Source organism: Labrys okinawensis, from assembly GCF_002982075.1.
GTDB classification, from domain to species: Bacteria; Pseudomonadota; Alphaproteobacteria; order Rhizobiales; family Labraceae; genus Labrys; species Labrys okinawensis_A.
Window position 1 is genome coordinate 191,497 of sequence record NZ_PUEJ01000006.1, and the last position, 23,464, is coordinate 214,960.

Consider the following 23,464-nt stretch of genomic DNA (forward strand, 5'->3'; position numbering starts at 1 on the left):
TCATCTCGCCCAACAGCAGGGCGAGATGAAAGTTCGGAGGACCAATCGCAACGCTTGCGCCCCCTCGCCCCGTTTACGGGGAGAGGGTAAGGGTGAAGGGCAACGCGACGCTCGCTTTTGAGGAACGGAGCACAAAAAATTTCATGACCAGACAGCCGCCTCCCGTCCGTACCATCTCCCGCCTCGCCTGGCGGGATGGCGTGCTCACCCCTGGCGAGCGCACCATTCCGGAAGAGACAGCCGTCTCCCTGGTCTATGACGGCGGCTCCCATGCCGTGATGATGGCCAGCCCCGTCGACCTCGAGGATTTCGCCTACGGCTTCTCTCTTACCGAAGGCATCGTCGCCTCGCTCGACGACGTCACCGAATTCGAACGCGTCGATTACGAGGAAGGCGTCGAATTGCGCCTATGGCTGAGGGGCGATCGCGGCGCCGCGCTCGCCGCCCGCCGGCGCATGCTGGCCGGTCCCACGGGCTGCGGCCTGTGCGGCATCGACAGCCTGACCGAGGCGGTGCGCAAACCGCAACCGGTCATCGGTGATCTCAAACTGTCCCCGGCCGACATCGAAGCCGCCCTCGCCTCGCTCGCGCCCGCCCAGACGCTGAACCACCAGACACGTGCCGTGCACGCTGCCGCCTTCTGGACCAAGGCGGACGGCCTGGTCGCCCTGCGCGAGGATGTCGGCCGGCACAATGCGCTCGACAAGCTGGCGGGAGCCCTGGCTCGTCATCGGAGCGCGGACATCCTGTCTGCATCTTCCCAGCCTGCAGGCGCAGCGGAGCCAAGAGCGGACGAGACGTCCGCGCAGCCGGAAACACTTGCGGGCATCGTCGTCCTCACCAGCCGGATCTCGGTGGAGATGGTGCAGAAATCGGCGATGATGGGTGCCCCCATCGTCGCCGCGGTTTCCGCCCCCACGGCCCTCGCCATCCGCACCGCCGACGAAGCAGGTATCACCCTGATCGGTGTGGCCCGTTCCGACGGCTTCGAGATCTTCACCCATCCTCATCGCATCGTTCCGGAGAAACTCGCCCATGTCGCCTGATGAATCCGTGCATGAGGGCCATGCACACGACCCGGTCGCCAAACTGGTGAGGATGGCCAATCAGATCGGCCTGTTCTTCGCCTCCCAGCGCGAGGACGTACGGATCCCCGGCATTGCCGACCATATCCGCAAATTCTGGGAACCGCGCATGCGCAACCGGATCTTCGCGCATCTGGACGCCGGCGGCGAGGGCATCGATCCCCTGGTCAGGAAGGCCCTGGAAAGCCTGCGCGAAAAGGCGTGAACTCCGGAATCGATCACTGCTCACAGGGTCATTCCGGACGCGATGCGGTACGGAGTACCGCGTCGCAGACCCGGGACCGCAAGACGAGAAAAGCTCATTTTCAAAATGGTTCCGGGTCTGCATCACGGCATTTCATGGTCGCGCGCCCGGAATGACCTGGGGATGAGCGACTACCTGGACCGCAGGCATCCCCGGGGATTTCCATGCCCGACACCCTCTTCGACTGGGACAAGATAGAACCGCGCACGGTCATTCCCGGCTTCCACGGCCGTTTCATCCATTCGGGCGCGATGACCTTCGTGCTCTGGCGGATCGAGGCCGGGGCCGCGCTGCCGCTGCATTCCCATCCGCATGAACAGGTGGTGCATCAGTTCGAAGGCGAATTGGAAGTCACCGTGAACGGCTTAACCACCGTGCTCAAGCCGGGCATGGTCGCCGTGGTGCCGCCAAACACCGCGCATTCCGGCCGGGCCCTGACGGAGTGCCGGACGATGGACGTCTTCCATCCCCTGCGCGAGGACTATCGCACGGGCGCTCCGAGCGTGCTCCAGCAGGCGATGGCGGAATAATCGGCTCTCGCTCGCCCGTCAGCTGCGCCCATCGGGTTTTCTTGCAGGATTCCGGGCCGGAAAACGCCAAAAAATCGCGTTTCGCCTTGCTCCGCCCCTTCCATCTTGATATGGAACCGCCCATCTGACGCTCAACCCGTCATCGCTGATGAGACGGGCGTTCGACAATAGACCAGAAAGACGTTTCCGCCTTGCGGGCCTTGCGCCGGCCGGGTGTGTTTTTTCTCAAAACACCCCGCCTGTGGTTGCGCCAGCAACCCTGCCGCAGTCCGGAAACGATGATCAACACCAACCGCCGGCGCCAGGAAAACATATGTCCGTACAGGAAAACGTGCTGCGTGAAGATTTCGCTGCGATGCTCGACGAGAGCTTCGGCACCAGCGATATGGCCGAAGGCTCGGTCGTCAAGGGTACTGTCGTTGCCATCGAGAAGGACCTTGCGGTCATCGATGTCGGCCTCAAGACCGAAGGCCGCGTAGCTCTGAAGGAATTCAACGGCCCGGGCCGCGACAGCGCGCTCAAGGTCGGCGATGTCGTCGAGGTCTATCTCGAGCGCATCGAAAACGCTCTGGGCGAAGCCGTCATCTCGCGTGACAAGGCCCGCCGCGAAGAGAGCTGGATCAAGCTGGAGAAGTCGTTCGAGGCCAATGAAAAGGTCGACGGCGTCATCTTCAACCAGGTCAAGGGTGGCTTCACCGTCGATCTCGACGGCGCCGTGGCCTTCCTGCCGCGCAGCCAGGTCGACATCCGTCCGATCCGCGACGTCACCCCGCTGATGAACGTTCCGCAGCCCTTCCAGATCCTCAAGATGGATCGCCGCCGCGGCAACATCGTCGTCTCCCGCCGCACGGTCCTCGAAGAGAGCCGCGCCGAGCAGCGTCACGAGATCGTCCAGAACCTCGAAGAGGGTCAGGTGGTCGACGGCGTGGTCAAGAACATCACCGATTACGGTGCGTTCGTCGACCTGGGCGGCATCGACGGCCTCCTGCATGTCACCGACATCGCATGGCGCCGCGTGAACCACCCGACGGAGCTTCTGACCATCGGCCAGCAGGTCAAGGTCAAGATCATCAAGATCAACCACGAGACGCACCGCATCTCGCTGGGCATGAAGCAGCTCCAGGCCGATCCGTGGCTGGGCATCGACGCCAAGTACCCGCTGCAGGCCAAGTTCACCGGCCGTGTCACCAACATCACGGACTACGGCGCGTTCGTGGAACTGGAGCCGGGCATCGAAGGCCTGATCCACGTCTCCGAAATGTCGTGGACCAAGAAGAACGTCCACCCCGGCAAGATCGTCTCCACCTCGCAGGAAGTGGAAGTGCAGATCCTCGAGGTCGACCCGATCAAGCGCCGCATTTCGCTCGGCCTCAAGCAGACCCTTTCCAACCCCTGGGAAGATTTTGCCGACAAGCATCCGAACGGCTCGGTGGTCGAAGGCGAAGTCAAGAACAAGACCGAGTTCGGCCTGTTCATTGGCCTCGACGGCGATGTGGACGGCATGGTCCATCTCTCCGACCTCGACTGGAACCGTCCGGGCGAGCAGGTCATCGACGACTTCCGCAAGGGCGACATGGTCAAGGCCGTGGTGCTCGACGTGGATGTCGAGAAGGAGCGCATCTCGCTGGGCATCAAGCAGCTCGCGGGTGACCCCTTCGTCGATGCCGGCGAACTGAAGAAGAACCAGGTCGTCACCTGCGAAGTCACCGACGTCAAGGAAGGTGGCATCGACGTCAAGATCACCGGCACCGACCTCACGGCCTTCATCCGCCGTGGCGATCTGGCCCGCGATCGTGCCGATCAGCGCCCCGAGCGCTTCGCACCCGGCGAGAAGGTTGACGCCCGCGTCATCCAGTTCGACCGCAAGGCCCGCAAGGTCCAGGTCTCGATCAAGGCCCTCGAAATGGCCGAGGAAAAGGAAGCGATCGCCGCTTACGGTTCTTCGGACGCCGGCGCCTCGCTCGGCGATATTCTCGGCGCTGCGCTGCGCGCCCGCACCGAGAAGAAGTAAGCCGGAGTGCCGGCCTCCGGCCGGCTTCTGGACCACCACGATTGGGAAAGGGCGCGACCTCACGGGGTTCGCGCCCTTTCTTTTTTGAGTGTCGATCTCCAGATGGACATTCCTGGAAACGATGTGCGTGCCGGCATGAAAGATCTCGACCAGGAGGTCGACACTCCGAGCAAGCACAGCCAGCCCTATGCCGTGCAGCCAAAAGCTGCTTGGCCTGCAAGGCCGGCGCCAACGATGCACAGGCAAGATTTCGCGTTGGCGCCCCCCAGCTTAACAATCTTTCCAAAAAGGCCGGTTAGACTGGCGCCCTTGCATGTTTGGTGAATTTTTCCGCTTTCCAGCGCATGAGCATCTTGCATTGCCGCAGCGTTTGGTTGATCGGTTGTGCCTTGCAAGCCCCGAATGGCCGCCACCCGGCGGGAAATTCGCGAGCAAGGGGGAAACAACCATATGCGTATCCATCGTTTGACACTCGTAGCCGGCGTGGCACTCGCCCTCCTCGGCAGCGTGGCCTTTGCTGCCGACAAGAAGACCGTGGCCGTGACCTCGATCGTCGAGCATCCGGCCCTCAACGCCGCCCGTGACGGTGTCAAGAAGGCCCTGGAGGATGCCGGCTACAAGGATGGCGACACCCTCACCTTCCAGTTCGAGACGGCACAGGGCAGCCCTGCCACCGCCGCCCAGATCGCCCAGAAATATGTCGGCGAGAAAGCGGATGTGATCGTCGGCATCGCCACGCCGTCGGCCCAGGCCGCCTTGGCCGCCACCAAGGACATTCCGATCGTGTTCACCGCCGTGACCGATCCTGTCGCTGCCCAGCTCGTCAAGGATCCGGCCAAGCCCGAAGGCAACGTCACCGGCGTGACCGACGCAACCCCGATGCCCGACCAGCTCAAGCTGATCCAGGCGGTCGCGCCCAGCGCCAAGAAGATCGGCTTCATCTACAATCCGGGCGAGGCCAATTCGGTCGTCCAGCTCGAGAATATGAAGAAGGCAACCGCTGCCCTCGGCTTCGAGACGATCGAGGCACCGGCCACCAAGTCGGCCGATGTCGGCGCCGCGGCGCAGAGCCTGATCGGCAAGGCCGATGCCATCTTCGTGCCCACCGACAATCTGGTGGTCTCGGCCCTGGAAGCGGTGATCACGGTCGGCACCGAGAACAAGATTCCCGTCTTCTCCGGTGACACCAACGGCGTCGAGCGCGGCGCGGTCGCCTCCATCGGCGTCGACTATTTCAAGTCCGGCGTACTGGCCGGCGAGATGGTGGTCCGCATCCTCAAAGGCGAGAAGCCCGGCGCCATTCCGGTCGCCTTTCCTTCGGCCACCGATCTTTTCCTCAACCAGAAGACCGCCGGCCCGATGGGCGTGACGCTGCCGGCCGATCTGGTCGCCAAGGCCAAGACCGTCGTAAAGTAATCCGGATCGTCGCAAGAGCCTGTTCAGGGATAATTCCGCGTCGTGCTGCCCCTCACCCTTACCCTCTCCCCGTAAACGGGGCGAGGGGGCGCAGGCCTCGCGGTTCATCCTCAAAACTCTCATCTCGCTCTCCGGTTGGGCGAGATGGGACTGTTTCGGCACAAACGCAACGCCGAAGCCCCCTCGCCCCGTTTACGGGGAGAGGGTAAGGGTGAGGGGCGGCGCAACGCTGCGAAGACAGGCGCTTATTCCTGAACAATCCCAAGATCAACCATTCCGAGCAAGCCGCGCCATGACCACTTTCCGCTCCTTCGGCCTTGCCGCCGTCCTTCTCGCCAGCCTCGCACCGATCACGGGCGCCGCCGCTGCGGACAAGCCCGTGGTCGCCATTACCGCCATCGTCGAGCACCCCTCGCTCAATGCCATCCGCGAGGGCGTGAAGGCGGGCCTCAGGGACAAGGGTTACGCCGAGGGCGAGGCCATTACCGTGCTCTATGAATCGGCACAGGGCAGCCCGGCCACCGCAGCCCAGATCGCCCAGAAATTCGTGGGCGAAGATCCGGCGGTGATCGTGCCGATCACCACCCCCTCCTCCCAGGCCGTCGCCGCGGCGACCAAGGACATCCCCGTCGTCTTCGCCGCCGTGACCGATCCGCTCGGCGCGCAATTGGTGAAGACCCTCGACAAGCCCGGCGGCAACATCACCGGCGTCAGCGACTTTCCGCCCGCAGCCGGGCAGCTCGACCTGATCAAGGAAGTCCTGCCCAAGGCCAAGGTGGTGGGCGTCGTCTATAATTCCGGCGAGGTCAACAGCCTGTCGGTGATCGAAGCCCTGCGCAAGCTGGCTGGCGAACGCGGGCTGGAAATCCTGCCTTCGCCCGCAACCAAATCCTCCGATGTCGGTGCGGCCGCCCAGAATCTGGTGGGCAAGGCCGATGCGATCTACATCCCCAACGACAATCTGGTGGTCTCCGCCCTTGAATCGGTGCTGCAGGTCGGCTTCGACAGCCGCCTGCCGGTGTTCGCCAGCGATCCCGACAGCGTCGGGCGTGGCGCCGTCGCCGCTCTTGGCCTCGACCAGTTCGAGATCGGCCGGCAAGCCGGCCATGTCGCCGCCCGGGTGCTGAAGGGCGAAAAGCCCGGCGATATCCCGGTGGAGAATTCCAGGGGCGTCAGCCTGGTCGTCAACACCAAGGTGGCCGAGAAGATGGGGGCTCCCCTGCCGCCGGCCGTCTTGGCGCGTGCCAAGGACGTCGCAAAGTAGAATCCGCGGGCGGTAGTGATTGACTCATGCGTCATTGCGAGCGTAGCGAAGCAATCCACAGACCTGTGTACCCCGCCTTCCGGCTCTGGATTGCTTCGCTACGCTCGCAATGACGCGCTCTGTCGGTCGAGCAGCAGGGCTGCCGCAATTCATCCGTGACCCGCTCTCCTGTTGGGATTGATGCATGAGCCTATTCGCTTTTATCGGTTCGATTGAAATCGGCCTGATCTATGCGCTGATCGCGCTGGGCGTATTTTTGTCGTTCCGGGTGCTCGATTTTCCCGACTTGACGGTCGACGGTTCCTATCCGCTCGGCGCCGCGACGGCCGCCGCCGGCATCGTGGCAGGCCTGGATCCCTTCTCGGCCACGGCGCTGGCCATCATTGCCGGCGGCCTCGCCGGCGCGATGACGGCCTGGCTCAACATCCGTTTCCGCATCCTGCAATTGCTGGCCAGCATCCTGACCATGACGGCGCTCTATTCGATCAATCTGCGCATCATGGGCAAGCCCAATGTCCCGCTGCTCAACCAGGAAACGCTGGTGACCTGGACGCGCGACCATCTGACGGCGATCTTCGGCTGGGCACCGCCCTCCTATCAGCTGAAAGTCTGGATGCTCGGCGTGATCGTCCTGATCGTCTGGGCGCTGCTCAGCTGGTTCCTCAACTCCGAATTCGGCCTCGCCATGCGGGCGACCGGCGCCAATCCACGCATGGCACGGGCCCAGGGCGTTTCCACCCAGATGCACAATTATGTCGGCATGGCGATCTCGAACGCCCTCGTCGCGCTCGCCGGCGCCCTGTTCGCCCAGACCAGCGGCTTTGCCGACATCACGCTTGGCACGGGCACGATCGTCGGCGGTCTCGCCGCGGTGATCCTCGGCGAGACCTTGTTCCGCACCCGCTCGATCGCCTGGCTGCTGATCGCCTGCATCGTCGGCGCCATCCTCTATCGCCTCGCCATCGCGCTGGCGCTCAATTCCGAATGGTCGCGCTCGATCGGCCTCAATTCCAGCGACCAGAACCTGGTGACCTCGGTGCTGGTCGGCCTGGCGCTGATCCTGCCGAGCCAGTTCCCCCGCCTGCGCGCGATCTTCTCGCCCGCCCCCAAATCAGCGTCCAAGTAAGGAGGCGGCGATGATCGAGATCAAGGACATCCACGTCACCTTCGGGCGCGGCACGCCGCTGGAGAACCGCGCCTTGCGCGGGCTGTCGCTGACCATCCCCACCAGCCAATTCGTCACCGTGATCGGCTCCAACGGCGCCGGCAAATCCACCCTGCTGAACGTTCTGAGCGGCGACGCCCAGGCCGAGCGCGGCCGCATCGTCATCGAGGGTGTCGACGTCCTGCGCTGGCCGACGCCGCGCCGCGCCAGCCTGATCGCCCGCGTGTTCCAGGATCCGATGGCCGGCACCTGCGAGAGGCTGTCGATCGAGGAGAACATGGCGCTGGCCTTCGCGCGCGGCCGCAGCCGGGGCCTCGGCTCCTCCCTGGGCGCCGCCCGCCGCGCGGTGTTCCGCGACAAGCTCTCGATACTCGGCCTCGGCCTCGAAAATCGCCTGGGCGATTCCATGGGCCTGCTCTCCGGCGGCCAGCGCCAAGCCGTCAGCCTCCTGATGGCGACGCTGACCGGCATGAAGATCCTGCTGCTCGACGAGCACACGGCGGCGCTCGATCCGCGTACTGCCGATTTCGTGCTGGAGCTTACCCGCAAGATCGTCGAGGAGCAGCAGCTCACCGCGCTGATGGTGACCCATTCGATGCGGCATGCCCTCGACTACGGCACCCGTACGGTGATGCTGCATGAGGGCCAGGTTGCCTTCGACCTCGATGCCGAGCATCGCAAGGGCCTCGATGTTCCTGACCTGCTCAAGCTGTTCAGCAAGGTGCGTGGCGAACAGCTCGACGACGACAGCCTGCTGCTGGGCTGAGACGCATCGTCAGGGGACCAGGACAACCTTGCCGACGTTCCGGCGCGATTGCAGGCTTTCATGTGCCTCGGCGGCCCGGGCCAGGGGGAAGCGACCACCGATCACGACCTTGAGCGCCCCCGCCGCGGCCTGAACGAAGAGATCGCCGAGATCGGCGTACAGCGTGCCGGGCGTCAGCAAAGGCAGGAGGGCGAAGCCTTTCAGCGATTGGTTGCGCCCCAGCAGGGCTTCTATCTCGCGCTTGCCGAGTTCGAACCGCCCCATCGCCGCACAGACGAGTTCTCCGGCCGGGGCGAGCGCACCCAGACAGGCGGCAGTCTGTGGCCCGCCGACGAGATCATAGGCGATGTCGACGCCCGCCCCTGCCGTCGCCGCCAACACCTGGTCGACCCAGCCGGTGCTGCGATAGTCGACAGCCGCGTCCGCCCCCAGGAATCGCGCGAGATCGAGCTTCTCCGGCGATCCGCCAGCGGCGATCACCTGGCGCGCGCCGGCACTGCGGGCGAGCTGGACCAGCAACGATCCCACGCCGCCGGCAGCGGCGTTGACCAGGATCGACTTCCCCTGCGGCGGGCTGCGGCGAAGGAGATGAAGGGCGGTCAATCCCTGCACCATCAGGGCAGCGCCCGCCTCGAAGGACAGGCCGTCCGGGAGCGGCACCAGCGCGGCGGCTTCGGCAGTGACATAATCGGCATAGCCGCCGGCCCTGCCCATGGCGAAGAGGGGCGCCGCCACTCGCGTGCCGGGAGCCGGTCCGGCAGCGCCGGGGCCGAATGCTTCGACCACACCGGCGGCCTCGACACCCGGCACCATCGGCAGGTCGGGTGTCACGGCATAGCGATCCTGGCGCATCAGGACCTCGAAATAGTTCACGCCGGCGGCCCGCACGCGGATCAAGGCCTCTCCGGCGCTGGGAACGGGAACGGGCAGCTCGACGGGCTGGAGGACGTCGGGCGCGCCGAAGCGGCTCAAACGGATGGCTTGCATGGAATCACCGGGTGCTGGTCTCGAATGGGCCGGTTGTGTGATATTCTCCGTTGCGTCTCTACACACTCTTTCGTGCCATACGGACCTGAAGGTAACCATGACGGAGATGACCAAGCGCCTGCCCATGCTGCCCGTCGAGCGGGCCCTCAAGGTGATTTCGGGCCGCTGGAAGGCAGTGATCCTGTATTATCTCCTCGACAGTCCCAAGCGCCTTTCCGAACTGAAGCGGCTGGTGCCGGAGATCAGCCAGAAGGTGCTGATCCAGCAATTGCGCGAAATGGAGGAGCATGGCCTGGTTCACCGCGAGATCTTCCGGCAGGTGCCGCCCCGCGTCGACTATTCGGCCACGCCGCTCGGCCAGAGCCTCGAGCCGGTGCTGCTGGCCCTGTGCGACTGGGGGCAGCGACACGCCGCCGAACTGGACGAACTCGACCAGACGCGGGATTGCATCATCAGGCCGGTACGGCAGATGGGGGTGACTTAGAGCAAAGCGCGTTCAGGTGTGAACGCTTGTTTGCTCTTACTCTTTGGTTCGACGCGTCTTTGCGATTTGAGGCGATTCAATCAAATCACAAAACGCTTTAGGTAGAGGCTCTCCCCTCATCCCCCTGCCGGGACCTTCTCCCGCAAGGGGAGAAGGTCCCGGCAGGGGGATGAGGGGTGTGCACCACGCATAAATATCACCCCACAACTGCCCGCACCGCCTCCTCCAGCCTCTCCGCCGGCAGTTCCATGAGCGCGGCCGTCGCCGTCCAGACCAGGGCGATCCGCACGTCCTTGCCTGGATAGAGCCGCTTGAGCAGATGGCGGTAGAGCCCGAGTTGGCTGAGATAGGCCTGCGGCACGGCTTCGAGCGCCTGCGGGGGCCGGCGGTTGGTCTTGAAGTCGACGATCCAGACCGTGTCCGGCCCGACGGCCAGGCGATCGATCCGCCCGGACACGGCATAATCGGCCCGGCCCTGCCTGGTAATGCGGCCGGTAAGGGCGACCTCGGCCCGGCTGCCGGCGGCAAAAAGCGGTTCGAGAGACGGCAAGGCCAGCACCGCCAGGGCTTCCTCGGCCCAGACCTGATGATCCTCCGGCCATTGCGCCGCTGCCCGGGCAAGGAAGGCGAGCGCCTGGTCGCGCCGGGCCGGCGGTTCGACGTCGGGCAGATATTGCAGCAAGGCGTGGATCAGGGCCCCGCGCCGCAGGGTCCGGCTGTCGGCCGGCAGCGTATCCGCCAGCCCGGCCAGTTCCTCGGGATGCTCGGTCTCCGATGGATTGAGGGCAACCTCCTCGGCCCGTTCTGGCGCCGCCTTCTGGCGCAGCCAGTCCGGTGTGGGCACCGCCGCAGCCTGGTCCTTCGCGGGCCGGCCCTCGACGGCGCGCCGCGGCGTCGGCTCATAGACCAGTCTTTCGCCTTCGCCGTCCGGCTCGACCCTGGCGCCCCGCTCGCGCAGGGCGTCCGCAATCATGTCGTACCAGTTACCCGGCCGTCGTGCAGTGGCGCCCTCGAAGCCGGCAATGATGAGCCGATCCTCGGCCCGCGTCAGGGCGACATAGAGCAGGCGGCGATGCTCGGCCTCGTTCTCGGCCCGGATCGCGTCGCGCGCGGCGGCGACCGGCGGCGGATCCGACGCCTTGCTGGGCGACCAGACCGGGATGCTGCTGCCGGCAGGCCGCCCATAGTGTTTTCCAATGCCTTCGGATTGGAAAGACGCGTCTGTCTCAAGCAAGATTGGAACGATATTCGATCGATGACGATCGATTGTCGTTCCTTGCGCCTGCAGGAAGAACAGCTTGGGATCGTGCCGCCCGTCCGGCGCGCTGCAGGTATCGGCCAGGATGACGACGCGTGCCTCCAGCCCCTTGGAGCCATGCACCGTCATCACGCGCACTTCGCCGCGCGCCACGTCCATGTCGCGCTTGATCTCGGCCTTGGCCTCGGCGAGCCAGGCAAGGAAGCCCTGCAGGCTGGCGGTATTGGCGCGTTCATAATCGCCGGCCACGCGCAGGAATTCGTCCAGGGCATCGGCGGCCTCCGCGCCGAAGCGGGCCAGCATGATGCGCCTGCCGCCGTCGCGGGCCAGGATATCGGCGAAGAAGGCGAAGGGCGTCTTGCCGGCCGCCTCCTCGCGCCAGGAAACCAGACGGGCGAAGGCGGAGGCGTAGCGCTCGTCCTCCCGCGCGGCCTCGCCCAAGGCAGCCCAGAGCGTACCCTTGCGGCCCGGCGCCAGGCGAATGAGATCCTCGTCGTCGAGCCCGATGAGCGGTGTCTTGAGCACCGTCGCCAGCGTCAGGTCGTCGGCCGGCAGCAGCACGAAGCGGGCAAGCGCCATCAGGTCCATCACGGCGATATGGTCGGTCAGGACGATGCGGTCGGCACCGGCCACCGGCACGCCGGCGAATTTCAGGGCACGGATCACCGCCTCGAACAAGGCGTTGCGGCTGCGCACCAGCACCATGACGTCGCCGGCATCGTAACGCGCGCCCGTCGAGGGATCACCGTCCCGGATGAGGCTGCTCACCTCGGCGGCGATCTTGCGGGCAAGCCGCACCACCGGACTGGAGACCGGGGTCTCGTCGAAAGGCGCATCCCAGGCGGTGATCTCGGCGGCCGGCTGCGGCTTTTCCACTGGCCAGACCTCGACACGGCCGGGATCGCCGGCCCGTACCGTCTCATGCACGGTGGCGACATCATCCGACGACAGCCCCCGACGATTATCGGCGATAGCGAAGACATGGTCGACGGCCAGGAGGATATCGGGGGTCGAGCGGAAGGATTGCTTGAGTTCGATCGCCTCGAAACGCGCCTCCGCCTCGGCCACCTTGCGGCGGAAATGGCTGCGCATGCGGGCGAATTCCGCCGGCGCCGCGCCCTGGAAGGAGAAGATCGACTGCTTCTCGTCGCCCACGGCGAAGATGGTGCGCCGTTCACTGCGCGCACCGGCACCCGAAGTGAACTCATGCGCCAGCATCTCGATGATATGCCACTGCGCGGGGCTGGTATCCTGGGCTTCGTCGACCAGGATATGGTCGATGCCGCGATCGAGCTTGTAAAGCACCCATTCGGCGCCGGCCCGGCTGAGCAGGTCGGCGGTGCGCTGGACGAGATCATCGAAATCGAGCGCTGCCCGCGCTGCTTTGCCGGCTTTGTATCGCCCAAGCAGGGCCGCCGCGACGGCGATCAGGGCGGCGCTGCGCTCATAGGCCGAGGCCGCCTTGCGCCGTTGCAGGAGCTCGGCGATGCGCCCGAGCTCGGCGAAGAGCTGCTCGGCATAGTGGGGGTAATCCTTGGTGAAATCCTTGACCAGGAAGGCATTGGCCGAGCGCGCCTCGCCCGTGCCGGTCAGGAAGACCGCACGCCAGGCCTCGGCACGCCGGGCCGGCGCCGCCGCGATCGCGGCGCCGAGCCTATCGGCAAGTTCGAGGATGCGCTTGCCATCATATTCCCGCAGGCTCGCCTCGATCGCCGCCCATTCGCCGAAGGGGATCGAGGCTTCGTCGATCTCGGCCTCGATGGCGGCGACGCTCTCTCCTTCCTTCAGCTCGAGCAGGCCGCGCAGCTGGTCCAGGGCGTCCGCGGCGCCCTTCTCGCTCAGGAAGGGACGCAGGGCTTCGCGTTCGAAGGTGATTTCGGCGAGCAGCCCGTCGAAGGCGCCCTCCCCCGTATCCTCCAGAAGACGCGCCATGGCGCGCCCCAGGCCGCCTTCCGGCTGTGCATTCGCCTCCAGGATCAGGCTGGTGCGGGCGGCATCGAGCAGTTCGCGCGCGGCCCTGTCGTCCAGCACCGCGAACTGCGCCGGCACATTGGCCTCGAAGGGGAAGAGGTGCAGCACCCGCTCGCAAAAGGCATGGATGGTAAGGATCTTCAGCCCGCCGGGGGTCTCGATCGCTGCCGCGAAAAGCTGGCGCGCCCGCTTCAGGCCCGCGGCATTGGGCTTGAAGCCGGTGATGCCCTCGATCGCCGCGACGAGCTTGCTCTCCTCCTCGACGGCCCATTGCCCGAGCATGGCGAAGATGCGGTTCTGCATGTTCGCCGCCGCAGCCTTGGTGAAGGTGAGGCAGAGGATGGCGGATGGATCGACCCCGGCGAGCAAAAGCCGGATGACGCGCCGCGTCAATACGGTGGTCTTTCCCGAGCCGGCATTGGCCGACACCCAGGCCGACAGCGAGGGATCGGAGGCCAGGCGCTGGTTATGGATTGTGTCGGGAGAGGGCCTGCGCGGGATCATGCTTCCTCCGCGCTCACCGACCATTCGCGCACCCGGGCGAGATGGTCGTAGTCGCCATAGCGCCGTCCCTTGAACATCGGGTGCAGCAGGGAGGCATAGGGCGTCTTCTCGTTCTCGAAGCGGTCGATCAGCGCCTTGAGCCGTTCCAGGCTTTGCATCGCCACCTCGATCGGCGTGGTGTCCTTGAAGATCAGCGGCTTCTCGCTCGGCCCCTTGCCGCCACCGGCCAGATGCACGATGGCGGGATCGCCGAGGGCCTCCGGGGCCGGCACGCCCTTGAAGCCGGCCTCGAGCAGCATCGCCATTTCGAGCGCCAATTGCGGCGCGAGGCCCGTCTCCACCTGCCTCGCCGTCGGGGCCTGGCCGGTCTTGAAGTCGAGGATGGCAACCCGGCCATCGGCGGCGACCTCGATGCGGTCGGCCCGGGCGGACAAAGTAAAGGCTCTCTCGGCCAAGGTCGGCCAGGTGAGCTTGCCGGGAATTTCGCTCAGCACGCGGGCGAGGCGCGGCCGGCGCTCGCGCTCCCAGTCCACCAGGAATTCGGCGATGGCGGCAAAGCGCGGCCGCCAGAACGCCAGGACTTCCGGAAAGTCGGCGAAGGGGACGAAGAGCTCTTCGCCGATCGCCATCAGGCGTGCGAGGGCATCCGGCGGCACGCCGTCCGCGCACAGGGCGGCAAAACGCTCGAGCGCGCCATGGATCAGCGTGCCGCGCTCCGCCGCGCCGGGCGGCATCGCGATCTCGTCGAGCGGCTCGAGCTTGAGGATATGGCGCGCATAGATCGTATAGGGATCGCGCACCAGATGCTCGATCTGGGTCACCGACAGGCGGGCCGGACGCAGGGCCAGCGGCGGCTTGGGCCTGGGCGCGCCGAGCACGGGCGGCGGCCCTCCGGCCGCATCGAGCTGGCGCGCCAGGGCGCAATAAAGCTCGCCCCGCCTGCGCACGTCATCAAAGGCCGGCCCCAGGAAGGCGCCGAGCCGCTGCAGCCAGCGCGAGGGCACGCTGGGCGAGCCGCCGCGCTTCAGCGACCGCGTGATCACCACGTCGCCATAGCCGAGCGCCTGCTCGAAGTCGTGCGCGGCGAGGCCGATGCGCTTTTCCGGCGGAGACAGGCCGATCGCCGCCCGCATCGGGCGGTTCAGCCAGGGATCGGTCTTGACGTCGGGTGGCCAGACGCTCTCGTCGAGCCCCGCCAGCACCAGCCTGTCGACCGGCAGGAGGCGGGCTTCCAGCAGACCGTAAATGGCGATGCGCGGGTGCTTGGGATCGCCGCCCCGCACCGACCGCCCGGCGATCAGGGCCGCGAACAGGCCGGGATATTCAGGCGCCGGCAAGGAGAGGGCTTCGGGCGCGACAGTGCCGAGATCATCGAAGAAGCCAGTGAGGGCTTCGCCGGCTTCTCCTTCACCGAGCGCATCAGTTTCGCCGGGGCCAGCTTCGCCGAGTGCCTCGACGGCGGCGCGATGCGCGGCGAAGAAGCTGGCGGCCGGCAAGGGATCCGGCTGGCGCAGCAACGCCGCGAAGGGTTCGAGCCTCCCGGCCAGGGCCTCGATCACCGCCTGCGCCCCGGCCCAGTCCTCTTCGTCGAGCGCCAACCGGGCGGGTGGACAATGCGGGTCGCCGAGCGAGGCCTTGCCAAGAGCCAGGGCCGCCACGAGGCCGGCAGGACCGCCGGCCGGCCTCGGCCCACGCAGGGCGCCGATCTCCAGCGCCGTTACCGCCCGCTCCAGATCCGCGTATGACAGGCCGAGTCGCGCCAATGGATGCTTGAGCAGGGACAACAGGGTGACGGGGTCGAAATCATTCAGCGCGGCATCGAGCACCAGGCGCGCAAACAGCCCGGGCGGGGTCTGCGTCAGCGGCTGGCCCGCGCTGTCGTCGGCCTCGATGCCCCAGCGGCCCAGTTCGGTGACCACGCGCTCGGCAAGCTGGCGGTTGGGCGTCACCAAGGCCACCTTGCGGCCGGGCACGGTCAAGGCCTCCCGCAGCGCCAGCGCCGCCGCCAGGGCTTCCTCGCCTTCATGCGCCGCCTCGGCCAGAGCGACGCCCGCAAAGGCTTCGCTCACTGCCGTGGGATCCTCATGGTGCCGGCCGGCCCACAGATCGGTGGTTTCCGCCGGCCGCAGGGCCTGCGAGACCAGGGCTGTACGCAGCGCCAGGATGGGCGGCGGCGACGCGAGTTCGGTCACGCCGCCGCGCTCGGCGCCGATATCGGCAAGCAAGGCGGCAAGACCGGCCTGGGGGTGGCCGGGAGCCCCTTCGCCCTTGCCGATGGCGTTCCAGCCAATGGCATCGAGCTCGAGGTCGAGCCCCGGCAGGACAACCGCGCCCCGGGGATGGGCGGCCACCGCCTTGATCAGGTCTCGGGTCGCCGGAATGGAGCCGGTCGAGCCCGCCACGATCACCGGGCCTGATTTGGGGTTTTCCGCAAGCCTGGCGGCCTCGCGCTCCATGCGGGCATTGCGCAGGAGCACGGCGTCGCCGCGGCCGATCTCCCTGAGGTGCTGCGGCCAGTGCACGGTGGCGATCTCGAGGAAGCGCAGCGTGATGTCCCAATATTTGTCATAGAGCCCGGCATGGCTCTCGCCGAGATTGAGGATCGCCTCGGGCGGTACCCGGTCGATCTGCAGGCCGTCGAGGAAAGTACCGAGCTCGGCCGCGAGCCCTGCCGCATCGCCGGGCGAGGAGGGAATCAGCAGCGGTTCGGCCCCCTCCTCGCCCGGAATCGGCAGAAGCGCCTGTTTCAGGGCCGCGCTCCATTGCAGGATCAGGCGTGTGAGGGCGATCTGGCGGTCGAGCCCGGCGACGGGCTCCGGCAGGTCGTCGCTCGCCTCGGCGAAGGCGACTTCGTCATCGTCGATCTCGCCGAGCGCCCTCAGGCGGGGCAGCAGCGCGGCATCACTGCCCAGCCTGTCGAGGAAGATGCCGCGCAAGGCGCGGATGGCGCGGCGGGTCGGCAGATAAAGCGTGGCGCTCGCCAGCGCGAGCGGATCCTCGCGCGGGGCAAAGCCCGGCACCAGCCGTCCGTCCAGCAGGGCGTCGACCAGCGTCTCCAGAAAGGGCGTGCCGGGAGCGATGGTCAGGAGATTCGGGCGATGCGCCATGAGGGTGAGATAAACAGGACACCGGTCTCAATGGCAAGAAAGCATGGCTTGCCTTGCACCGAGAGCCGATTCGATCGGCAGGAGGCAAGCGCGACTCTTGCTCGATGCTACCGATTTCTGGCTCAGCTATCAGGTGGCCATTTCTGGAGGGAATGATGAACCCTGATGATCTCGACGATACCACGCCGAAGCCGGTAAAAGAGGATATAGGGAGTACCCGCGACCGAAAGTTCGCGCGTCCCGGCGAGTCTGCCCGGCCTGCCCTGCTCCGGCGTATGCGCCAAACTGGCGGCGCGCTGGCGCAAACGCAGGACGATCCTCTCAGCCGCATCCGGGTTCTTGTCGGCCAGGTAAGCGATGACGCCTGCAAGGCCATCAAGCGCAGGCCGCATCCATCGGACCTTCCACAGCGGCTCATCAGCCACGCGGCGGAGCCTTCATAGCGCGTGCTTTTGCCAGTACGCCCTCCAATTCCGCCATGGCATCATCATGATCGACCCACCCGGTAGCCGGATCGTCGGCCTGACGCAGGGCAAGTTCCAGATCTTGACCGATCCACTCGTCATAGGACAACACCCGCTTCAGGCGCTCCGAAGCGTCCGGGCGCCGGCGCTCGCTTTCGTCGGGGCGATAGTCCTGCGCATCGACGTCGAAGCGGTCCATGCCCAGTTCGCTGCGCACGAAGCCGATCGCGCTATCGGCATGGCGCCACAGACGCATGCGCCGTGATTTCTGTCCCGCCACAGCGCGCTCGGCATCGCCATAGCGGACCAGCACACCCCAGCCGCCGGGCCGCCCAAGCACGGTCGCCCCACGCAAGGCGCGTGCCGCCACCAGTTCCTTCACCGCTTTGCTATCGATGAGATCGGGCGTTTTGGCTGGCTTTTCCATGCCTGACATGCACTCAATAATTTCCGGAAGATTATTATATAACCTTCCGGATACAGGACAAGCGCGGTGATGGTCGAGACTCGGTGCCATTTCGGTCAGGCTCTTCAGCTCCGCCAGATCCGGCACATGCGGCGCTTCCAGGCCGGACTGAAGACCAGCCCCGATCACCGTCCCTTCCAGACCGGCGCGCGCTTTTCGACGAAAGCCTTGGCGCCTTCGCGCGAATCTTCGGAAAGCTGCATGGCGCGGTGCTCGGGCACCTTGCCGGCATAGACATGCTCATAGGCCTCGCGCACGCCCATGCCTTCCGTGGCGGCGAGGATGGCCTTGACCGCGGCGATCGAAAGCGGCGCGTTGGCCGCGATGGTATCAGCCAGGTCCCGTGCCGTGGCCATCAGATCGGCCATCGGCACGATGCGGTTGGCAAGACCCCAGCCATGGGCTTCCCGAGCCGTGAAACGGCGGCCGGTGAGCAGCAATTCACTGGCGATGGCAAGCGGGATGCGGCGCGGCAGGCGCTGGATGCCGCCGGCATCGGCGACGAGGCCGACCGTCACTTCCGAGAGGGCGAACTCGGCGTGGTCAGCCACCACCATGAGATCGGCCGCCAGCGCCAGCTCGCAGCCGCCGGCGATGGCGACGCCGTTGACGGCCGCGATCACCGGCTTGGTCAGCTCCCAGAAGGCGGTCAGGCCGGCAAAGCCGCCCGGCCCGAAATCGGTGTCCGGCTCCTCGGCGCCGGAGGCGGCAGCCTTGAGGTCCCAGCCGGCCGAGAAGATGCGCTCGCCTGCGCCGGTGAGGATGGCGACCCGCAGATCGGGATCGTCCTGCAGGGTACGGAAGGCGGCATGCAGCGCCTTGGAGGTGGCGAGATCGATGGCATTCGCCTTGGGGCGATCCAGCGTGATCTCCAGCACGGCGCCGCGGCGCTCGAGCTTGACGGATTCGGACATGGCAATCTCCTGAAACAGGCCACACAGGCAAGCCCGTGCTCGCCCGCCAATCAATCCTTGCCGTCATTGCGAGCGGAGCGAAGCAATCCAGCCTTTCAGCGGAGAAGCTCTGGATTGCTTCGCTCCGCTCGCAATGACGATATTATCAGTGGGTCAATCCCGGTGGCGACACCAGGCTCAATCCAGCATGCGCACCAGCGCGTCGGCAGCGACGGCCCCGCGCCCTTCGGGCAGTACGAAGAGCGGATTGACGTCGAGCTCGACCAGCCGGTCGGCATGGCGCTCGGCAAAATCGGCGATGGCCAAAATGGCCTTGATGGCCCCGCGGATATCGCCGCGCGGCTTGCCGCGGAAGCCCTCCAGCAGGCGGGCCACGCGCAGGCTCATCAGCTTTTCGCGAATCTCCTCGGCGGTGACCGGCAGGAGCATCACGGCCGCGTCCTTGAGCATCTCGACCAATACGCCGCCGGCTCCGACGGTGAGCGTCGGGCCGAACTGGGGATCGCGCACCACGCCGACGATGAGCTCGGCGACGGCGCCCTCCACCATGCGCTCGACCAGGAAGCGATCCCCCAGATGCGACATGGAGGCGACGGCATCGGTCACGTCGGCGCGCGAGCGCAGGCCGAGCTTGACGCCGCCGACATCGGATTTATGGGCAATCTTCTCGCTGTGGATCTTGATCGCCACCGGAAAGCCGAGGGCGGCAGCCGTCGAGGCGGCCTCGACCGTGCCGGCGATGCGGCTCGGCGGCAGCTCCAGGCCGTGGCGGCCGAGCAAGTGCTTGGACTCATACTCGGTGAGCAGGCGTGCCCTGCCGACATCGATGCGTGCGACCCGGCGCAGCGGGACGAGCTTCTCCCAGCCCGCACGCGCCGCGGTGAAATCGACGCCGTGGGTGATCGCGGTGAGCGCATCCCCCATGCCTTGCATCGGCAGCACACCATCGGCGAGCAGCGCCTTGGCGTCGTCCTCCTGCATGTTCTCGGGCAGGGAAGACACCACGGCGGCACGCGCACCCGTAGCCACGGCGGCACGGGTGATCGCCGCGCGGGCCGCGGCAAAGCCGCCATCCGGCACCAGGCCGCGATCGGTGCGCGGCTGGTCGAGGACCAGGAGATTGAGGTCGAAACCCGAGTTCAGCATCTCGGTGAACACCGCCTCGTTGGCCGGTTCATTGCCCCAGATATAAGTGTGATAGTCGAGCGGATTGGAGACGTGCACCTTCTCGGTGAGCAGTTCCTGCAGGCGTGCGGCGTTCTCCGGCGGGATCGGCGCGAAGTCCAGGTCCCGGTCGGCCGCGAGGTCGGCGATCAGGGCCGCCTCGCCGCCCGAGCAGCTCATCGAGGAGATGCGCTTGCCGGGCAGGCCGCCGAAAAGATGCATGAGCTTGAGCGTCTCGATGAAGGCCGGTACGTCGATGACACGGGCAACGCCGTACCGGGCGAACAGGGCGTTGTAGAGCGCGTCGGCGCCGGCGAGCGAGGAGGTGTGGCTCATGGCGATCTCCGAACCGATCTCCGAACGGCCCGTCTTCAGCACCACCAGCGGCACGCCCTTTTCCAGTGCCTTGATCGCCGCCTTGGAGAACAAGGCGACATCGTCGATCGATTCCACATGCAGCCCGATCGCCGTGACGCGCTCATCCGCCAGCAGCGCCTCGATATAGTCGCCATGGTCTCCGATCGCCTTGTTGCCGACGGCGATGACATAGGCGATGGGCAGCGCGCGGCGCTGCATCGTCATGTTGAGCGCGATGTTGCCGGACTGGGTGATGATGGCGACGCCCTTCTCCACCCGTTCGGCACCGTGGGTGTCGGGCCAGAGCACGCAGCCATCGAGCAGATTGAGTACGCCATAGCAGTTGGGGCCGACGATCGGCATGCCCTTGGCGAGCTCGACCATCTTCTTCTGCAGGGCCGCGCCTTCCTCGCCGACCTCGGCGAAACCGGCGGCATAACAGACGGCCGCGCCGGCCCCCCGTTCGGCGAGGGCCGCGACGATGTCGACCGTGGGCTCGCGCGGCGTTGCGATGAAGACCGCATCGGGGGCTTCAGGCAAATCGGCGACGGTCTTGTAGGCCTTGTGGCCGGCGATCTCGGTCTTCTCGGGGTGAATGGGCCAGATCGGCCCGGCATAGCCGATGCGGTCGCATTCACGGATGATCACGGAGGCCAATCGCCCGCCCGCGACAGCAATATGGCGGGGTTTGAGCAGGCGGCGGAGGCCATCGACGACGGACATGCGGTAGGACCTATGGAGACAAAGCAGGCGGGGAAACCTCGCACCCTAGGGAGGAGGCGTTGCTACAAGGTTGACGAGCATGAGATCGGCGTCAATCTGCTCATGGCGATTGATGCCGCTTCGTGTAAAAATTCTGTCACGGAAGGGACCGTGTTCACTTGCTGCCCTGCCATTTCGGAGCCAAACGCTCGAATGGCCGACGCCCCTTTTCGCTGCGGGTTCCTTCCATGTGCCAGGCTCTCCCTACAAATGCGGGTTGCGCGGGCGATAGCGCGCGATCAGCCCCGCATTGGTTTCGGCAGCCCCCGGCATGTTCGCACTGCGATAGAGCGGGGCATTGCCTCCCTCGGCCTGCAGGCGTGCGGCTGCCTCGGCGAAGACCGCATTGAGCAGGGCAGCGCCCACCGAGGTCGAGACCGGTCCCGTACGCAACTCGCTGTCCGGCAGCGCCACACTGGCGTCGCCCGGAGGCGCACCATTGTCGAGCACGATATCGGCGCGATCGGCGAGCCGTGGCCGCCCCTGCGCCGCCTGGCTGGAATAGGCGAGCGAGGTGATGGCGACGACCGTGGCGCCGGCCGCCTTGCCGATCTCCGCCGCCTCGATGACAGCGATGTTGACGCCGCTGTTGGAGGCGATGATCAGCACATCCTTGGGGCCGATCAGATAACGTGCCAGGACAGGGGCGACCATGCCCGGAATGCGCTCGAAGGCCGTGCTGGCCACCGAGCCGTCATGCAGCATGGTCACCGCCGAGAGGATCGGCACGGTGAGGGCGAGGCCGCCCGCGCGATAATGCGCCTCCTCGGCAAGCATATGGCTATGGCCCGTACCGAAGACATAGACCAGGCCGTCCTGCCTGGCCGTGCGCTCCACTGCGGCGGCCGCCGCGGCAATGGCATCGGCATTGGCCCAGAACAGGGCCCCGATGCGCCGGGTGAGATCGGCGAGATAGGCGGCGGCGGTCGGTATTTCGGTCATGGCGATCTTCCGGGGCCTGGCAGTTGCATGCGGGAGAGGTGTTCCTTCCTGCACGATCCTCATGCTCCCGCCAAGCGCCGCCGTTTTGAGTTCATCCGTCACGAAACGGATCGAGCTGGCTCGATCTTTGTCATTGCCGGGCTTGCCCCGGCAATCCAGTTCCTCCCTCCCAACCTCGGCGACGGGCCTCTGGATGCCCGGGTCAAGCCCGGGTATGACAAAGGTGACGCCTCAATTGTTTCGGGACATCGCCTCAGCGCCCCTCATGCGGGCGCAGCATCTGCCGGGCGATGATCAGGCGCTGGATCTCGCTGGTGCCGTCCCAGATGCGCTCGACGCGCGCATCCTTCCACCAGCCGGCGATCGGCAGGGTGTCCATCAGGCCCATGCCGCCGAAGGTCTGGATGGCCCGATCCGTCAGCTTGCCCAGCATCTCCGAGGCCGCCAGCTTGGCCATGGCGAAATCGGCGTCGGTCGCCTTGCCCTGGTCGAGCAGCCAGGCGGCCCGGAGCGTCAGGAGATCGGCCGCCTCCAGCTCCACCGCGAGGTCGGCGAGCGGGAAGGAGATGCCCTGGAACTGCGAGATCGACTGGCCGAACTGCTTGCGCTGGCCGGCCCAGGCCAGGGTCTCGTCCATCACCCGGCGCGCCCGGCCGACGGCGGTGGCGGCCACGGTGAGGCGGGTGGCGCCCAGCCATTCGCTCATCAGGTCGAAGCCCTTGCCTTCCTCCCCGAGAAGCTGGTCGGCCGGGATGACGCAGTTGTCGAAATAGAGCTCGCAATTATGGTAGCCGCGATGCGACAGCGCATGCGGGCCGGGGCGCACGGTCAGGCCGGGCGTGTCCTTGTCGACCAGGAAGCCGGAGATCTGGTTGCGCGGGCCGCGCTTGGTTTCCTCCGTGCCGGTGACGGCGAACAGGATGATGAAATCGGCCTTGTCGGCATGGCTGATGAAGTGCTTCTGGCCGTTGATGACATAGCTGTCACCCTTGCGGACGGCCTTGGTCTTCATCGAACGCACATCGGAACCGGCGCCCGGCTCGGTCATGGCCAGGCAGTCGACGCGCTCACCGCGGATCGCGGGCAGCAGCCAGCGCTCGCGCTGGGCGCCCCGGCAGCCCTGGAGGATGTTCGAGGGGCGGGCCACCACCATCTGCAGGCCGTAATTGGCCCGGCCGAGTTCGCGCTCCAGCAAGGCGATGCCGACGGCATCGAGACCGCCGCCGCCCAGTTCCACCGGCATGTTGGCGGCGTAGAGCCCCAGCTCCATCGCCTTCTTCCTGATCTCGGCGGCGAGGTCGTCGGGCACCTCATCGGTGCGCTCGACCAGCGCTTCATGCGGATAGAGCTCCTCCTCGACGAAACGGCGCACCGTTTCGACCAGCATGTCCTGCTCTTCGGTCAATGCGAACTGCATCGGCGTTTCCCCCTGGAGCAAAGCGCGTTCAGACGGAAACACGCTTTGCTCACACTGTTTGGTTCGACGCGTCTTTGCGATTCTTGGCGATTCCACCAAATCGCAAAACGCTATAATCGAGCGGAATTCGATCCGCGCCGATTGAACGGCGCTCGAAACTTCCAGCAGATGAAGGCGTCATTTCTA

Annotated in this window: 18 protein-coding genes; 9 read left to right on the top strand and 9 right to left on the bottom strand. The window is 66.3% G+C overall.

Features of this window, described 5'->3' with window-relative positions; all coding sequences use genetic code 11:
* Positions 1 to 143: 143 nt before the first annotated feature.
* The 8 genes from C5L14_RS17950 to C5L14_RS17985 all read left to right on the top strand — a co-directional run bounded on the left by C5L14_RS17950 (position 144) and on the right by C5L14_RS17985 (position 8,481).
* Entirely contained in the window at positions 144 to 1,046 is a 903-nt protein-coding gene (locus tag C5L14_RS17950) for a formate dehydrogenase accessory sulfurtransferase FdhD (RefSeq protein WP_105863651.1), read from the top strand.
* Positions 1,036 to 1,290, top strand: a complete 255-nt coding sequence (locus C5L14_RS17955) for a formate dehydrogenase subunit delta (protein ID WP_105863431.1) — start codon at positions 1,036 to 1,038, stop codon at positions 1,288 to 1,290. Before C5L14_RS17950 ends, C5L14_RS17955 begins: the two co-directional genes overlap by 11 nt.
* A gap of 203 nt (positions 1,291 to 1,493) precedes the next feature.
* Entirely contained in the window at positions 1,494 to 1,859 is a 366-nt protein-coding gene (locus C5L14_RS17960; RefSeq protein ID WP_105863432.1) for a cupin domain-containing protein, read from the top strand.
* 313 nt (positions 1,860 to 2,172) lie between these two features.
* Positions 2,173 to 3,870 carry a 30S ribosomal protein S1 gene (gene rpsA, locus C5L14_RS17965; protein WP_105863433.1) on the top strand — a complete coding sequence of 566 codons (1,698 nt, stop codon included), beginning with the start codon at positions 2,173 to 2,175 and terminating at the stop codon, positions 3,868 to 3,870.
* Positions 3,871 to 4,320: 450 nt separating this feature from the next.
* Complete coding sequence (locus tag C5L14_RS17970; protein ID WP_105863434.1) at positions 4,321 to 5,286, top strand: ABC transporter substrate-binding protein; 966 nt, start codon at positions 4,321 to 4,323, stop codon at positions 5,284 to 5,286.
* A 292-nt stretch (positions 5,287 to 5,578) separates the two neighbouring features.
* Positions 5,579 to 6,550, top strand: a complete 972-nt coding sequence (locus C5L14_RS17975; protein ID WP_105863435.1) for an ABC transporter substrate-binding protein — start codon at positions 5,579 to 5,581, stop codon at positions 6,548 to 6,550.
* A 184-nt stretch (positions 6,551 to 6,734) separates the two neighbouring features.
* Positions 6,735 to 7,676, top strand: coding sequence for an ABC transporter permease (locus C5L14_RS17980; RefSeq protein WP_105863436.1), 942 nt, complete (start codon positions 6,735 to 6,737; stop codon positions 7,674 to 7,676).
* 10 nt (positions 7,677 to 7,686) lie between these two features.
* Entirely contained in the window at positions 7,687 to 8,481 is a 795-nt protein-coding gene (locus C5L14_RS17985; RefSeq protein ID WP_105863437.1) for an ABC transporter ATP-binding protein, read from the top strand.
* Between the two features lie 9 nt (positions 8,482 to 8,490).
* Here C5L14_RS17985 and C5L14_RS17990 read toward each other — a convergent pair whose 3' ends face one another.
* A complete protein-coding gene (locus C5L14_RS17990) occupies positions 8,491 to 9,468 on the bottom strand; it encodes a quinone oxidoreductase family protein (RefSeq protein ID WP_105863438.1) in 978 nt (325 codons plus the stop codon).
* A 97-nt stretch (positions 9,469 to 9,565) separates the two neighbouring features.
* On the opposite strand from C5L14_RS17990, the gene C5L14_RS17995 reads away from it, so the two are divergent.
* A complete protein-coding gene (locus C5L14_RS17995) occupies positions 9,566 to 9,952 on the top strand; it encodes a winged helix-turn-helix transcriptional regulator (protein WP_105863439.1) in 387 nt (128 codons plus the stop codon).
* 196 nt (positions 9,953 to 10,148) lie between these two features.
* Here C5L14_RS17995 and addA read toward each other — a convergent pair whose 3' ends face one another.
* From addA to C5L14_RS18035, 8 genes are all read right to left on the bottom strand, one after another.
* The gene (gene addA / locus C5L14_RS18000) at positions 10,149 to 13,685 is read right to left on the bottom strand and encodes a double-strand break repair helicase AddA (RefSeq protein ID WP_105863440.1); all 3,537 of its coding nucleotides are present in this window, start codon (positions 13,683 to 13,685) and stop codon (positions 10,149 to 10,151) included.
* Positions 13,682 to 16,792, bottom strand: coding sequence for a double-strand break repair protein AddB (addB, locus tag C5L14_RS18005; protein WP_105863441.1), 3,111 nt, complete (start codon positions 16,790 to 16,792; stop codon positions 13,682 to 13,684). The genes addA and addB overlap by 4 nt, the downstream gene beginning before the upstream one ends.
* A gap of 122 nt (positions 16,793 to 16,914) precedes the next feature.
* Positions 16,915 to 17,217 (bottom strand): type II toxin-antitoxin system RelE/ParE family toxin, encoded by a 303-nt coding sequence (locus C5L14_RS18010; protein WP_146126946.1) that lies wholly within the window; start codon positions 17,215 to 17,217, stop codon positions 16,915 to 16,917.
* Positions 17,210 to 17,851 (bottom strand): hypothetical protein, encoded by a 642-nt coding sequence (locus C5L14_RS18015; RefSeq protein WP_146126947.1) that lies wholly within the window; start codon positions 17,849 to 17,851, stop codon positions 17,210 to 17,212. The genes C5L14_RS18010 and C5L14_RS18015 overlap by 8 nt, the downstream gene beginning before the upstream one ends.
* Positions 17,848 to 18,636 carry an enoyl-CoA hydratase-related protein gene (locus C5L14_RS18020; RefSeq protein ID WP_105863444.1) on the bottom strand — a complete coding sequence of 263 codons (789 nt, stop codon included), beginning with the start codon at positions 18,634 to 18,636 and terminating at the stop codon, positions 17,848 to 17,850. The genes C5L14_RS18015 and C5L14_RS18020 overlap by 4 nt, the downstream gene beginning before the upstream one ends.
* A 177-nt stretch (positions 18,637 to 18,813) precedes the next feature.
* Positions 18,814 to 20,880 carry an acetate--CoA ligase family protein gene (locus tag C5L14_RS18025; protein WP_105863445.1) on the bottom strand — a complete coding sequence of 689 codons (2,067 nt, stop codon included), beginning with the start codon at positions 20,878 to 20,880 and terminating at the stop codon, positions 18,814 to 18,816.
* 243 nt (positions 20,881 to 21,123) lie between these two features.
* Positions 21,124 to 21,861 carry an SIS domain-containing protein gene (locus C5L14_RS18030; protein WP_105863446.1) on the bottom strand — a complete coding sequence of 246 codons (738 nt, stop codon included), beginning with the start codon at positions 21,859 to 21,861 and terminating at the stop codon, positions 21,124 to 21,126.
* Between the two features lie 253 nt (positions 21,862 to 22,114).
* On the bottom strand, positions 22,115 to 23,278 hold the full coding sequence (locus C5L14_RS18035; protein ID WP_105863447.1) for an acyl-CoA dehydrogenase family protein: 1,164 nt from the start codon (positions 23,276 to 23,278) through the stop codon (positions 22,115 to 22,117).
* Positions 23,279 to 23,464 lie beyond the last annotated feature (186 nt).